Below are 12465 nucleotides of genomic sequence, written 5' to 3' on the forward strand. Positions count from 1 at the left end.
GAGGCCCTCATCCCCCCTTCGGGGACCTTCTCCCATCCTTCGGACGGGAGAAGGGAAGACAACAAGAGAGTCTGTTGATGCTGCGAACCTCAGTCCTTGGCGCGCTCGACACGATGTGTAGCAGCACGATGGCGAAGGCCTTGGGGTGAAGCTGTTCCCCTCTTCCCTTCTCCCGTCGGCACAGCCGATGGGAGAAGGTGGCCGACAGGCCGGATGAGGGCTCTTGCAGGCGGCAGGACTCGTTGAAAGAGGCCCTCATCCCCCCTTCGGGGACCTTCTCCCATCGCGGCGCGACGGGAGAAGGGGCAGATCAGGAGCGCGCGCGCAGGTAGTCCACTAGCCCCGCGGTGGAGGAATCCAGTCCTTCCGTGCCCTGCTTGCCCTCGACGACCGGCTGTAATCCCGTCGCCAGTTCCTTGCCGAGTTCCACGCCCCACTGGTCGAAGGCGTTGATGTTCCAGATTGCAGCCTCGACGAACACCCGGTGTTCATAAAGCGCGATCAAACGGCCCAGCGTGAAGGGGTCGAGCTTGCGGTAGGCGAGCGTCACGGATGGGCGGTTGCCGGTGAAGACGCGGTGCGGGGCCAAAGCCTTGGCTTCGGCCTTGCTCTTGCCCATGGCGAGAAGCTGCGCCTCTGCCTCCTTCAGTGTCCGGCCCTTCATGAGTGCCTGTGACTGCGCAAGGCAGTTGGCGACGAGCAGCGCGTGGTGCTCTCCCATGCCCTTTTCATGGGCCTCTGCCGCGATCAGGAACTCGACGGGGATGATGCCTGTGCCCTGGTGCAGGAGCTGGAAGAAGGCGTGCTGGCCATTGGTGCCGGGCTCGCCCCAGACGATGGGGCCTGTGTCACCCTTCACGGGCTTGCCATCCTTGGCGACACGCTTGCCGTTTGATTCCATGTCGAGCTGCTGCAGATAGGCGGGAAAGCGCGACAGGCGCTGGTCATAGGGAATGATGGCGCGCGAGGGCAGCCCACAGACATTGCGGTGCCAGACGCCGAGCAGGCCCATCAGCATGGGCAGGTTGTGCAGCACCGGCGCCTCGCGGAAGTGACGGTCCATCGCATGGCCGCCCTCAAGGAAGCGGGTGAAGTTGTCAGGCCCGATGGCGATCATCAGCGGCAGGCCGATGGCCGACCAGATCGAATAGCGGCCCCCCACCCAGTCCCAGAAGCCGAAGATGCGGTCCTCCGAAATGCCGAAGGCCATCACCTTGTCGATCGCCGTGGAAATGGCGGCGAAATGCGCGCCCACCTTCTTCTCACCCAGCGCATCGGCGATCCACCTTCGCGCGGTCTTGGCGTTCGTCATGGTCTCGATGGTGGTGAAGGTCTTGGACGCGATGAGGAACAGCGTTGTCGCGGGCTTCAAAAGCTTCAGCGTGTCGGCGATATGCGCGCCATCGACATTGGAGACATAGTGAAGCCGCGGGCCGTCGTGATAGGTGCCAAGCGCCAGCGTGGTCATGGCCGGCCCCAGGTCCGAGCCGCCGATTCCGATGTTGACGACGTCGGTGATCTTCGAGGCGCGGATCTCCTTCGCGAAGCGCGCCATGGCGGCGAGCACGGCATTGACGTCCGGCATCACGTCTCTGCCGGCCACCATTACCGGCGTGTTGGCGCGGTTGCGCAGGGCCGTGTGCAGCACGGCGCGGCGCTCGGTGGTGTTGATGATGGCGCCCGCGAACATGGCGTCCCGCTTGCCAGCAACGTCAGCGGCCTTGGCCAGCGACGCGAGCAGCTTCATGGTGCGCGCGTTCACGGCGCATTTGGAGTAGTCGAGCAGCAGGTCATCTGCCGTGGCCGAAAACGCCGCGAAGCGCTGGCGGTCGCGCTCGAAGGCGCGCCGCATGTCGGTGGGCGCGCCCTTCTTGAGGTGGGCCTTCAGATCTGCAAGCACGTTGCGGCTGCCGGCCTTGGCCATGACTAGCTCCTCAGTGTTCCGCCCGTCGCCTTGCTCACGGCCTGCACGATCTTCGTGGATACCGCCTCGATTTCGGCCTCGGTGAGCGTCTTGTCCTTGGGCTGCAGCGTCACTTCGATGGCAAGCGACGTCTTGCCGCCCTCAAGCTTGTAGAGGTCGAAGACGGCAACGTCCGAGATCAGCACGCGGTCCGCGCTCTTTGCGGCCTTTACCAGCTTTTCGCCCTCGACCGTGTCATCAACTACGAAGGCAAAGTCGCGGGTCACGGCCATGAGGTCGGAGATGACCAGCGGCGGGCGCGTGGCGCCCTTCTGCTTTGCAGCGGGGATGGCGTTGAGGATGAGTTCGAAGGCCACCAGCGGGCCCTTCACATCCATTGCCGCCAGCACGCGCGGGTGGAGTTCACCGAAGAAGCCAAGCTTGTTCTGCGGTCCCATCTGGATGGTGCCGGAGCGGCCCGGGTGGAACCAGGCTGGCGCACCCGCAACCACCTGAAGGCTGCCAACCGCAGCGCCCGCGGCCTCGAGCACAGCCATCGCATCAGCCTTGGCATCGAAGGCATCAACCGCGCGGGCGGCGCCATGCACGTTGCGCCCCGTGAAGGCGCCGCGCCGGAGGCCCGCGGCCCGCAGTGTTTCGTCCGCGGGCTTGTCACCGGCATAGGCGTGGCCCACTTCCGCCAGCATCATGTCGGCAAAGCCCCTGTCCATGTTGCGGCCTGCGGCGGCAATCAGGTTCGGCAGCAGCGAGGGCCGCATGTCGGAGAGCTCTGACGAGATCGGATTGGCGAGCTGCAGTTCCGGCTGGCCGCCGCCGAAGAGCTTCGCGTGGGCTTCCGGCAGGAAGGCCCAGGTGATCGCCTCGTTGAAGCCGCGCGTGGCCAGCATGCGCCGCGCCGCCAGCATGCGCTTCTGCAGCGGGTTCAGCACCGGCCTGGCGATGGCGCTGGTGCGCGCCATCGGCTGGGCTGGAATGTTGTCGAGGCCCCAGATGCGGCAGACTTCTTCCACGAGATCAGCCTCGCCATGAATGTCCGGCCGCCAGGAGGGAACCGCGCAGGTGATCACATCCCCGTTGTCGCTGACGCCATAGCCCAGTGCCGAGAGGATCTCCTGCTGGCGCGTAACGGGAATGTCGGCGCCCGCCAGCGAGGCGACGCGCGTCTTGCGCAAGGAATAGCTGCGTGCGGTGTCCGGCACGGCGCCTGCCACGACCACATGCGAGGCCTCGCCGCCGCAGAGTTCGAGGATCATGCGTGTGGCGATCTCCGCTCCCACCGGCGTGAAGGCGGGATCGACGCCGCGCTCGAAGCGGTAGCGCGCGTCAGACGTGATGCCGAGCTTGCGGCCGGTGGCGGCCGTTCTCAGCGGATCGAAATAGGCGGCTTCGAGGAAGACGTTGACCGTCTCATCCGTGCAGCCCGAAGGACTGCCGCCGATGATGCCGGCAATGGCCTCGGGGCCCGCCTCATCCGCAATCACCGTCATGCCGGCAGACAGCGTGTAGCTCTTGTTGTCGAGCGCCTCCAGCGTCTCGCCGTCCATCGCGAGCCGCGCCCGGATGTTGCCCTTCACCTTGTCCGCATCGAAGACGTGCAGCGGGCGGCCATAGGCGAAGGTGATGTAATTGGTGATGTCGACAAGCGTGGAAATCGGGCGCAGGCCAATGGCGCGCAGGCGGCGCTGCAGCCACTCCGGCGAAGGGCCGTTCTTGATGCCCCGGAAATAGCGCCCGACGAAGAGCGGGCAGCACTTGCCGTCACCATCCGGAAAGTCGAGCGAGACCTTGATGGGGGATTCGAAGGTACCATCGAGCGTCTTCGCATCGAGCGGCTTGAGGCGGCCCAAACCCTTCGCCGCGAGGTCGCGCGCGATGCCATAGATGCCGAGTGCGTCGGGGCGGTTGGGCGTCACCTTCACATAGATCATCGGGTCATCAAGGCCCAATGCCTGCGCCGCCGGCGTGCCGACGGGCCAGTCGCCCGGGATTTCGATGATGCCGTTGTGCTCATCCGAGATGAGGAGTTCGCGCTCAGAGCACAGCATCGCCTGGGATTCGACCCCGCGAATCGAGGCGGGGGCGAATACAGCACCCGTTGCCGGAATGGTGACGCCGGGAAGTGCGATGATCGCCTTGATGCCGGTGCGCGCATTCGGCGCTCCGCACACAACCTGCTTCACGCCGTCCTTCGTCTCGACCACGCACTGGCGCAGCTTGTCGGCGTTGGGGTGCTTCTCGGCCAGCGTGACATGGGCAACGGTGAAGTCGGCCAGCAGCCTGGTCTTGTCGGTGACCTCCTCCACTTCGAGGCCGACGCCAATCAGCCCCTCGCAGATCTCGTCGATGCTTGCAGTGGTGTCGAGGTATTCCTTCAGCCAGGAGAGGGTGAATTTCATGAGTTTAGGTCCTTGTGTCGCATCAGTGGCCCCTCATCTCCCCCATTGCTGCGCAATGGGTCCCCTTCTTCTCCCGTTGCACGGGAGAAGACGAGGAGTCCTCATGTCCTCTCCCGCTTGCGGGAGAGGAAGGGGACCCGTCGCGCAGCGATGGGGGAGGTGAGGGAACATGGGCGAGGGCGCTGCGGATGATGGTCAGCACTTCATCCATGCCATTGAGAATCTCATCGTTCTGAAAGCGCAGGATTCGAAATCCATCCGCCTCAAGGTAATCTGTGCGCATGCGGTCGCGCTCGATCTCCGCGGCCGTGGAATGGGTGGCGCCATCTACTTCCACAATGAGCCCTTGCTCGCGGCACATGAAATCCGCGACATAGGGTCCGGCCGGAGACTGACGCACGAACTTGTGTCCGTCGAGCGTGCGGTTGCGCAGCTGCTCCCACAGGCGCTTCTCCGCCGGGGTCTCGTCCCGGCGCAGGCGTCGTGCCGTGAAGGTTTTCTGGCCTTCGCGCATCAGTGGCCCCTCATCTCCCCCATTGCTGCGCAATGGGTCCCCTTCTTCTCCCGCACAGCGGGAGAAGACGAAGAGGTGATCATGACAGGCCTCCGGCGAGGGTGGGCACCTGCAGTGCCTTGAATCCATAGTGGCGAAGCCAGCGCAGGTCGGCTTCGAAGAAGGCGCGGAGGTCGGGGATGCCGTATTTCAGCATGGCGATGCGGTCCAGCCCCACGCCGAAGGCCCAGCCCTGAACTTTTTCCGGGTCCATGCCGCCGGCACGGATCACGTTCGGGTGCACCATGCCGGAGCCGAGGATTTCGAGCCACTTGTCGCCCGTGCCGATCTTCAATTGCCCGCCCTCGCGCGAGTATTGGATGTCGACTTCCATCGAGGGCTCGGTGAAGGGGAAGTGCGATGCGCGGAAGCGCATCTTCACGTCGTCGACTTCGAAGAAGGCCTTGCAGAATTCGGTCAAGACCCATTTGAGGTTCGCAAGCGTCGTCGTCTCGTCGATGACGAGGCCCTCGACCTGGTTGAACATCGGGGTGTGCGTCATGTCCGAATCGCAGCGGAAGGTGCGCCCCGGCGCGATGATGCGGATCGGCGGCTTGGAGTTGAGCATGGTGCGGATCTGCACCGGGCTTGTGTGCGTGCGCAGCAGCATGCGCGAGCCGTCTTCCCTCTCGTTGAAGAAGAACGTGTCATGCTCCTGCCGGGCAGGGTGCTCGGGCGGAATGTTCAGCGCATCGAAATTGTGGAAGTCATCCTCGATGTGCGGGCCTTCGGCCACCGAAAAGCCGAGGTCGCCGAAGATCTGCACCACCTCTTCCCACACCTGTGACACGGGGTGCACCGTGCCGGATACTTGCGGGCGCGCGGGCAGCGTCACGTCGATCCTCTCGGAGGCGAGGCGGGCTTCCAGCGCGATCTCCTGCAGCTGGGTCTTGCGGCCCGAGAGGGCGTCGGCCACCTTGTCCTTCATCACGTTGAGGGCGGCTCCCGCCTCCTTGCGCTCGTCGGGGCTCATGGCGCCCAGGCCCTTCATGCGCTCCGAGATCGAGCCCTTCTTGCCGAGTGCTGACACGCGCACGGCTTCGAGTGCCGCCTCATCGGTGGCCGCATCGATTTCGGCGAGAATCGACTGTTCGAGGTTCACGAGACTCATGGAAGATGTTCCTCTGGAAACGGCATGACCGGGCACAGGGTGCCGTGAGACACGCTGTGGCCCGGTCAAGGCAATCGGAATTCGACGTGCGGGATAGGCTTGATTAAGCCTGTGCGGCCTTTGCCTTCTCGACGAGAGCGGCGAAGGCAGCCTGATCATGCACGGCGAGATCGGCGAGGACCTTGCGGTCAACCTCGATCCCGGCCTTGTCCAGGCCGTAGATAAATCGGCCATAGGTCAGGCCGAGTTCGCGCGTCGCTGCGTTGATGCGCTGGATCCACAGGGAGCGGAAGTTGCGCTTCTTGGTGCGGCGGTCACGATAGGCATATTGCTCGGCCTTTTCGACGGCCTGAACGGCGACGCGGAAGATGTTCTTGCGGCGCGAGAAATAGCCCTTCGCCTGCTTCATCACCTTCTTGTGGGACTTGCGGGCGACGGTACCGCCTTTTGAACGTGGCATGTGTCTGTCTCCTCGGTCTTACTTGGCGATGTAGGGCATGTGGATCTTGACGAGGCGCTCATCGCCTGACGCCAGAACCATCGTGCCGCGCTGATTGCGGATCTGCTTGTTGGTGCGCTTGATCATGCCATGGCGTTTGCCTGCGGCACCCGCCTTGATCTTGCCGGAAGCGGTGACCTTGAACCGCTTCTTGGCCGAGGACTTGGTCTTCATCTTGGGCATTTTGCTTCATCCTTTCAAAGCGTTAGAAAGCCGCCCTGGCATGCCCTTTACAGGCCAGGCGGCTTGAACGAGGCTTGGTAAAGCAAAAACGGCCCCGAAAAGCAAGCGGGGCGGGGGTGCCGCGCCCGGCAGCACGACCCAAATTGGCGTCACCCCGGCGAAGGCCGGGGTCCAGCTTTGGGTACCAACACCGTGGAAAGCTGGATCCCGGCCTTCGCCGGGATGACGGCTGTAAGAGGCTTAACGCGGCGCCAGGACCATGACGATCTGGCGGCCTTCGAAGCGGGGTTCCGATTCGACCTTGGCGATTTCGACCGTGTCCTTCTTCACCCGGTCGAGCAGCTGCTGGCCCAGTTCCTGGTGGGCCATTTCGCGGCCGCGGAAGCGCAGCGTGATCTTGACCTTGTCGCCTTCCTCGAAGAAGCGCTTGATGGCGCGCATCTTCACGTCATAGTCGTGGTCGTCGATCATCGGGCGCATCTTGATCTCCTTGATCTCGATGACCTTTTGCTTCTTGCGGGCCTCAGCGGCCTTCTTCTGTTCCTGGAACTTGAATTTCCCGTAGTCGAGGATCTTGCAGACGGGCGGCTTGGCATCGGGCGAGATCTCGACCAAGTCGAGGTTGGCCTCCTCGGCCATCATGATCGCCTGGCGGATCGGCACGACGCCGACATTCGCGCCGTCGGCACCGATCAGGCGCACTTCGCGCGCGTCGATGCGGTTGTTGATCCTGTGTCCTTCTTCCTTTTGCGGGGGGGCGGCTCCGCGGCTTAACGATGGCCTCCTGGGTGGCATGGGCAAGTGGGCGTCAGCTCCTGTGTTCTGGGCCCGGTTCCGGGATGGAACGGGGCATTGGTTGATTTGCGTCCGTTATAGACCTTGAATGGGGCCTCCGCGTCAAGCGCTTCCCGACCTTGCCCTCTCGCCCCGCCGGCCCGGGCGCAACTCCACGACCTGGTCGGGAACGGCGACATGGAAGATCGTGCCCTCCGGACCGGTGCCCTGAAGCCTGATCTCGCCGCCATGGGCCCGGATCAGCTCGGCGGCGATGGCGAGGCCGAGGCCGGTCCCGCCGGGCTTGGCAGCACTCTGGAATGCCTCGAACAGTTTTGGCCGCACCCGCTCCGGAATGCCGGGGCCATCGTCGCGAACCTCGATGGTGAGCACGCTGCCCTGGCGCCAGGCGCTGATCGTCACATGGCCGTCGGACATCCGGCCCGATTCCGCGTCAACGGCTTCGATGGCCTGTATCGCATTGCGCAGCAGGTTGGTGAGCACCCGGTTCAGCTGGTCGCGGTCGGCATCGATCATCGCGTCCGGCGGGACGTGGTTGAACAGCACCACCCGGCTCGTCGCCTGCAGCACGGCGGCCTCGATCACCTCGTCGGCGAGTTCCTTGAGGGCCAGTTTCTCCCGCATCGGGGGCGGTTCCTGCGCGCGGCCGAACTTCAGCGTCTGGGTGAGGAAGGCGATGGCCCGGTCGAGGCTGACGATCAGCTTGGGCGCAAAGCGCTTGACGGTTGCGTCCTCCGCCATGGACAGCCGGTCCGAAATCATATGCGCCGAGGAGAGCATGTTGCGCAGGTCGTGGCTGACCTTGGAGACGGCGAGGCCCAGCGCGGCAAGCCTGCTCTTCTGCTGCAGCATGGCGGAGAGTTCGGACTGCATGGCATGGAGTTCGCGCTCCGCAAGGCCGATCTCATCCCTGCGGCGCGAAGGCGCGATGATGCGCGAGCTGTCCTCCGGGTTTTCGCGGAAGGCCAGCATGTTGCGCGTCAGCCGCTTGATCGGCCTCACCAGCACGACGTTCAGCGCCGCGAACACCAGCCCCGCAACGATCACCGACAGGATCACCGTGAGGATCAGGATGTTGACGCCGTAACCGATCATGGCCTGGCGCAGCGGCGCCTCGTAGAGCGCCACCTCGATCACGTCGCCGGACATGTTGGGCGGCCGGTCGGTCACCCCGATGACCCGCTCCCCGGAGCTGATCATCACGGCGAAGGCATCCAGGATGGCGGGGATCCAGCGCACCTCGCGCAGGTCATATGCTGCATCGATCATGTGGTCGGTGTCGCTGCGCAGCATCAGCTGGCGCTTGGTGCCCCGCGTCAGCGACACCACCAGAACGCCGGCCCCTTTCAGGATCTCGGTCCGCAGGTCGCTCGACAGGATCCGGTCGGGTGCGGCCTCCGCGGCCAGTGCGGCAATCTCCGCCTGGGCGATCCGGCCCTTCAGCCACTGGATCCGGAAATTGGCGATGGACGGCAGGAAGATCAGAATCTCCCCCAGCATCACGAAGACCACGGTCATGGCGAGGACCTTTCCCGACAGCCCTCTCAAGAGCCCGGGCCCGTCGCGTTGTCCGTCCGGCCGCTTCGCATCCGTTCCTAACGTCATGTCCTTCAGGTCATGGCCTCAATTTGCTCACTGCCCATATTACGCGCCGCACGAGTGAATTGGATGCAAAATCCTGGAAATAGTTGACGGCCGCCCGCCGCCCGGCCTCGCCCCGGGTGGGATAGGGCAGCACGGGCGTTGCCATGGCGCTGATGCCGAGGCCCCGTTCCAGCGCCAGCACCCATGGCTGGATCAGCTCGCCCGCGCCCGGCCCCACGATGCCAGCACCCAGGATGCGGCCCCTGCGGCCCGTCACGACCTTGACGAGGCCCTCGGTGCGGCCCTCGGTCAGGGCGCGGTCATTGCCCGAAAAGGCAAAGCGCAGCACCTTCACGGCGCCGCCATGGCGCGCGCGCGCCTCAGCCTCCGTCATGCCGGCCTGGGCCAGTTCAGGGTCGGTATAGGTCACCTGCGGCATGTCGCTCCGCGCCGTCACGGGAAGGCCGAACAGCGCATTGCGGATCACGAGACCCGCCTGGTAGGCCGCCTCGTGGGTGAAGCGGCCGCCGGCCACGTCGCCCACGGCATAGACCCGCCGGTTGGTGGTCCGCAGGCCGCGGTCCACGGTGATGCCCCGGGCGGTGAAGGCGATGCCGGCCGCCTCGAGGCCCAGCCCCTCCAGGTTGGGGCGGCGGCCGGCCGCGACCAGCAGGTGGCTGCCCGCCAGGATTCCGCCGCCTTCGAGCTCGAGGCGGATGCCGCCACCATCGCGGACGGCCCGGACGGCGGCGCGGCCTGTCATGATCTCGATTCCCTCGGCCGCGAGCTTTTCCAGCAGCACGGCTGAGAGTTCGGGATCGGCCTGGGCAAGCGGCAGCCGCGCTTCGACGACGGTGACGGCGGAGCCCAGCCTGCGGTGCGCTTGCGCCATCTCGAGGCCGATCGGCCCCGCTCCCAGCACCAGCAGGTGGCGGGGCAGTTCCGCGTTCTGGAACAGCGTCTCGTTGGTGAGGTAGGGAACGTCCTCGAGGCCCGGCACGGGCGGCAGCGCCGGGCTTGACCCGGTTGAGATCACCACTCGCCGGGCGGTGAAGCGTTCGCCCCCTGCCTCGAGTGTCCGGGGGTCGCGGAAACGGGCCGCCGACCGCACCACGGTGACGCCCAGCTTTTCGAAGCGCTCCTGGCCGTCATGGGGGGCGATCGCGGCGATGGCCCGCTGCACGTATGCGCGCACTGCGGCGAAGTCGACCTCCGGTTCCACCGGGCGGATGCCGAAATCCGCGCCTGTTCGCATGGCATGGGCCTGCTTCGCCACCGCCAGCAGGGCCTTGGAGGGCACGCAGCCGGAATTCAGGCATTCCCCGCCCATGTCCCCTCTTTCGAAAAGCACCACCTTGCAGCCGAACTGGGCGGCCGCCGCGGCGGCAGTGAGCCCGCCGGAGCCCGCCCCGATCACTGCCATGTCGAAATGGCGTTCGCTCATTTGGACCTGTCCTTCCATAGCCGGATGCCGAGCGGGATCAGCGCCACGATGCCGAGGCCGGTCAGGCCGAAGCCCAATTCGGGCGAGAGCAGGGCGGACGCCTCGATGGAGAAGCTGCAGTTCTGTGCGCCCTGGGCCGCGGCACAGGCCCGGTACGCCGCCAGCTGCGCGTCGATCACCCGGTCGAGGCCAGCGCCCACCAGCGCGAAGGCGAGGGAGGCCGGAACGATGCCGATGGCCGTGGCGATGATGAATGTCCGCATGGGGATGCGGCAGAGCCCCGCCACCGCGTTGACTGCCCAGAAGGGAAACACCGGCGTCAGCCTGAGGAACAGGAGCAGGCTGAAGGCGTTCTCCGTAAAGCCGCGCGCCAGCCTCTGCAGGAAAGGTCCGGCGCGCTCCGCCAGCGCTGCCCCAAGGGACGTCTTCACGATCTGGAACACCACGGCGGCCCCGGCAACCGCAGCAAGAACGGTGACGGGCGCGCTGAGCGCCCAGCCGAACAGCAGGCCCCCGGCAATGCTCATGATGGCCGCCCCCGGGATCGACAGCGCCACGACGGCGAAATAGAGCAGCCCATAGGCCGCAAGCGCCAGCGCGAGATTGCCGTCAACCCAGTGGCGCAGCAGGTCCCGGTTCTCGGCAAGCGCGGTCAGCGACAGGTGGCGGTGAAGGCCGAAGCCGAAACCCGCCGCGACGAGCACCAGCAGCGCCCCGGCGGGAAGCCACCGGCGGATGCGCCGGAAGCCGCTGCTCTTGCCCTGCCCCGGAGTGTCCGGGTGATGGTCGGTCGCCTGTTTCATCACTCTATCTAACTCCTGCGAGCAAACATGGACCATCCGGAGCGCTTGTGATAGGGGGTGTCACCGGCGCCTGGGCAGAGTTCAGGCTCGGTGCTCGGCTTCGTTGACTCTTGCGCACTTTTCCCCCATAAGCCGCTCAAATTCCTGAAGCGGAACGACTGTCTGTCAGGGCATGCCCGGTTTTTTCACGGGCCATGTATATGAATTCATTGGCCTTATCGGGCCCAAACGGAGTTACGAACGTGAAGCGCACCTATCAGCCCTCGAAGCTCGTCCGCAAGCGCCGCCACGGCTTCCGTGCGCGCATGGCGACGGTTGGCGGCCGCAATGTTCTCGCCCGCCGCCGCGCCAAGGGCCGCAAGCGTCTGTCGGCCTGAGCGCCGGGTCACTGTGACATGGAACGCCTGAAGCGACGGCAGGATTTCGTTGCCGCCGCCCGGGCTGATTATGCCGCCATGCCAGGCGTGGTGGTTCAGATGCGCGCGCGTGGCGATGATGCGCCTGCCCGCGTCGGCTTCACTGCCACCAAGAAGCTCGGCAACGCCGTGATGCGGAACAGGGTCAAGCGCCGGTTGCGGGAGATCGCAAGGCTGGGGCTTCCGGGCCTTGCCCAGCCAGGCCACGATTATGTGCTGATCGGACGTGCGCCCACCGCGGAGCGGGCCTTCACCGAACTCGAGAAAGATTTCACTTCGGCCTTGAAAAGGCTGCACCGCAAGGCACATCTGCCGGCGGACAAGGGAACATCATGAATTACGACAACAAGAATTTCATTCTTGCCATCGTCCTCTCGATGCTGATCATCTTCGGTTGGCAGTATTTCTATGCCGCCCCGCTGCAGGAGAAACTCGCCGCCGAGCAGCAGGCGCAGACCGCCGCGCAAGGCCAGCCCGCGGCGCAAGGCCAGCCCGCCGCCAGTGGCGGCGCTGTTCCCGGCAGCGCCACGGATGCCGGTCCCGTCAACCGCGACCAGGCGCTCGCCGCCTCGCCCCGGCTGAAGATCGAGACGGATTACGTGTCGGGCTCGGTCAATCTCCAGGGCGGGCAGATCGACGACCTGCACCTGCTGCGCTACCGCGAGACGATCGATCCCAAGAGCCCCACCATCACCTTCCTGTCGCCGCATGGCACGCCGGGTGCGCTGTTCGCCGAGCAGGGCTTCGTGCCGGCCAC

Annotated in this window: 13 protein-coding genes; 3 read left to right on the forward strand and 10 right to left on the reverse strand. The window is 65.4% G+C overall.

What is annotated here, in order from left to right; all coding sequences use genetic code 11:
- Positions 1-310: 310 nt before the first annotated feature.
- From pgi to ACILRA_RS11750, 10 genes are all read right to left on the reverse strand, one after another.
- Positions 311-1924, reverse strand: a complete 1614-nt coding sequence (pgi, locus tag ACILRA_RS11705) for a glucose-6-phosphate isomerase (RefSeq protein WP_395662280.1) — start codon at positions 1922-1924, stop codon at positions 311-313.
- A gap of 2 nt (positions 1925-1926) precedes the next feature.
- Positions 1927-4320: a phenylalanine--tRNA ligase subunit beta gene (gene pheT / locus ACILRA_RS11710; protein WP_395662281.1), complete on the reverse strand. Its 2394-nt coding sequence runs from the start codon at positions 4318-4320 to the stop codon at positions 1927-1929.
- A gap of 22 nt (positions 4321-4342) precedes the next feature.
- Positions 4343-4834, reverse strand: coding sequence for an endonuclease domain-containing protein (locus tag ACILRA_RS11715; RefSeq protein WP_395662282.1), 492 nt, complete (start codon positions 4832-4834; stop codon positions 4343-4345).
- A 79-nt stretch (positions 4835-4913) separates the two neighbouring features.
- Positions 4914-5984, reverse strand: coding sequence for a phenylalanine--tRNA ligase subunit alpha (pheS, locus tag ACILRA_RS11720; RefSeq protein ID WP_395662283.1), 1071 nt, complete (start codon positions 5982-5984; stop codon positions 4914-4916).
- 103 nt (positions 5985-6087) lie between these two features.
- A complete protein-coding gene (rplT, locus tag ACILRA_RS11725) occupies positions 6088-6444 on the reverse strand; it encodes a 50S ribosomal protein L20 (protein ID WP_395662284.1) in 357 nt (118 codons plus the stop codon).
- A gap of 18 nt (positions 6445-6462) precedes the next feature.
- Complete coding sequence (gene rpmI / locus ACILRA_RS11730) at positions 6463-6666, reverse strand: 50S ribosomal protein L35 (protein WP_395662285.1); 204 nt, start codon at positions 6664-6666, stop codon at positions 6463-6465.
- Positions 6667-6906: 240 nt separating this feature from the next.
- Positions 6907-7461, reverse strand: coding sequence for a translation initiation factor IF-3 (infC, locus tag ACILRA_RS11735; protein WP_395662291.1), 555 nt, complete (start codon positions 7459-7461; stop codon positions 6907-6909).
- A 102-nt stretch (positions 7462-7563) separates the two neighbouring features.
- On the reverse strand, positions 7564-9066 hold the full coding sequence (locus tag ACILRA_RS11740) for a sensor histidine kinase (protein WP_395662286.1): 1503 nt from the start codon (positions 9064-9066) through the stop codon (positions 7564-7566).
- 10 nt (positions 9067-9076) lie between these two features.
- Positions 9077-10489, reverse strand: coding sequence for a dihydrolipoyl dehydrogenase family protein (locus ACILRA_RS11745; RefSeq protein ID WP_395662287.1), 1413 nt, complete (start codon positions 10487-10489; stop codon positions 9077-9079).
- Positions 10486-11292 carry a TVP38/TMEM64 family protein gene (locus ACILRA_RS11750; protein ID WP_395662288.1) on the reverse strand — a complete coding sequence of 269 codons (807 nt, stop codon included), beginning with the start codon at positions 11290-11292 and terminating at the stop codon, positions 10486-10488. Before ACILRA_RS11750 ends, ACILRA_RS11745 begins: the two co-directional genes overlap by 4 nt.
- Positions 11293-11534: 242 nt before the next feature.
- Between ACILRA_RS11750 and rpmH the strand changes: the two genes are divergently transcribed.
- The 3 genes from rpmH to yidC form a co-directional block, all read left to right on the forward strand.
- Positions 11535-11669 carry a 50S ribosomal protein L34 gene (gene rpmH / locus ACILRA_RS11755; protein ID WP_111198758.1) on the forward strand — a complete coding sequence of 45 codons (135 nt, stop codon included), beginning with the start codon at positions 11535-11537 and terminating at the stop codon, positions 11667-11669.
- A gap of 18 nt (positions 11670-11687) precedes the next feature.
- Positions 11688-12044 (forward strand): ribonuclease P protein component, encoded by a 357-nt coding sequence (gene rnpA, locus ACILRA_RS11760; protein WP_395662289.1) that lies wholly within the window; start codon positions 11688-11690, stop codon positions 12042-12044.
- Positions 12041-12465: membrane protein insertase YidC (gene yidC / locus ACILRA_RS11765; RefSeq protein ID WP_395662290.1), on the forward strand; the 425-nt coding region annotated here is incomplete at its 3' end. The genes rnpA and yidC, both read left to right, overlap by 4 nt.

It is taken from the genome of Aestuariivirga sp. (genome assembly GCF_044239095.1).
Taxonomy (GTDB): Bacteria; Pseudomonadota; Alphaproteobacteria; order Rhizobiales; family Aestuariivirgaceae; genus Aestuariivirga.

What these genes read in the sequence shown, in the direction of transcription:
- pgi (WP_395662280.1), bottom strand. Translation starts at nt 1,924, where the DNA reads ATGGCCAAGGCCGGCAGCCGCAACGTGCTTGCAGATCTGAAGGCCCAC.
- pheT (WP_395662281.1), bottom strand. Translation starts at nt 4,320, where the DNA reads ATGAAATTCACCCTCTCCTGGCTGAAGGAATACCTCGACACCACTGCA.
- ACILRA_RS11715 (WP_395662282.1), bottom strand. Translation starts at nt 4,834, where the DNA reads ATGCGCGAAGGCCAGAAAACCTTCACGGCACGACGCCTGCGCCGGGAC.
- pheS (WP_395662283.1), bottom strand. Translation starts at nt 5,984, where the DNA reads ATGAGTCTCGTGAACCTCGAACAGTCGATTCTCGCCGAAATCGATGCG.
- rplT (WP_395662284.1), bottom strand. Translation starts at nt 6,444, where the DNA reads ATGCCACGTTCAAAAGGCGGTACCGTCGCCCGCAAGTCCCACAAGAAG.
- rpmI (WP_395662285.1), bottom strand. Translation starts at nt 6,666, where the DNA reads ATGCCCAAGATGAAGACCAAGTCCTCGGCCAAGAAGCGGTTCAAGGTC.
- infC (WP_395662291.1), bottom strand. Translation starts at nt 7,461, where the DNA reads ATGCCACCCAGGAGGCCATCGTTAAGCCGCGGAGCCGCCCCCCCGCAA.
- ACILRA_RS11740 (WP_395662286.1), bottom strand. Translation starts at nt 9,066, where the DNA reads ATGACGTTAGGAACGGATGCGAAGCGGCCGGACGGACAACGCGACGGG.
- ACILRA_RS11745 (WP_395662287.1), bottom strand. Translation starts at nt 10,489, where the DNA reads ATGAGCGAACGCCATTTCGACATGGCAGTGATCGGGGCGGGCTCCGGC.
- ACILRA_RS11750 (WP_395662288.1), bottom strand. Translation starts at nt 11,292, where the DNA reads ATGAAACAGGCGACCGACCATCACCCGGACACTCCGGGGCAGGGCAAG.
- rnpA (WP_395662289.1), top strand. Translation starts at nt 11,688, where the DNA reads ATGGAACGCCTGAAGCGACGGCAGGATTTCGTTGCCGCCGCCCGGGCT.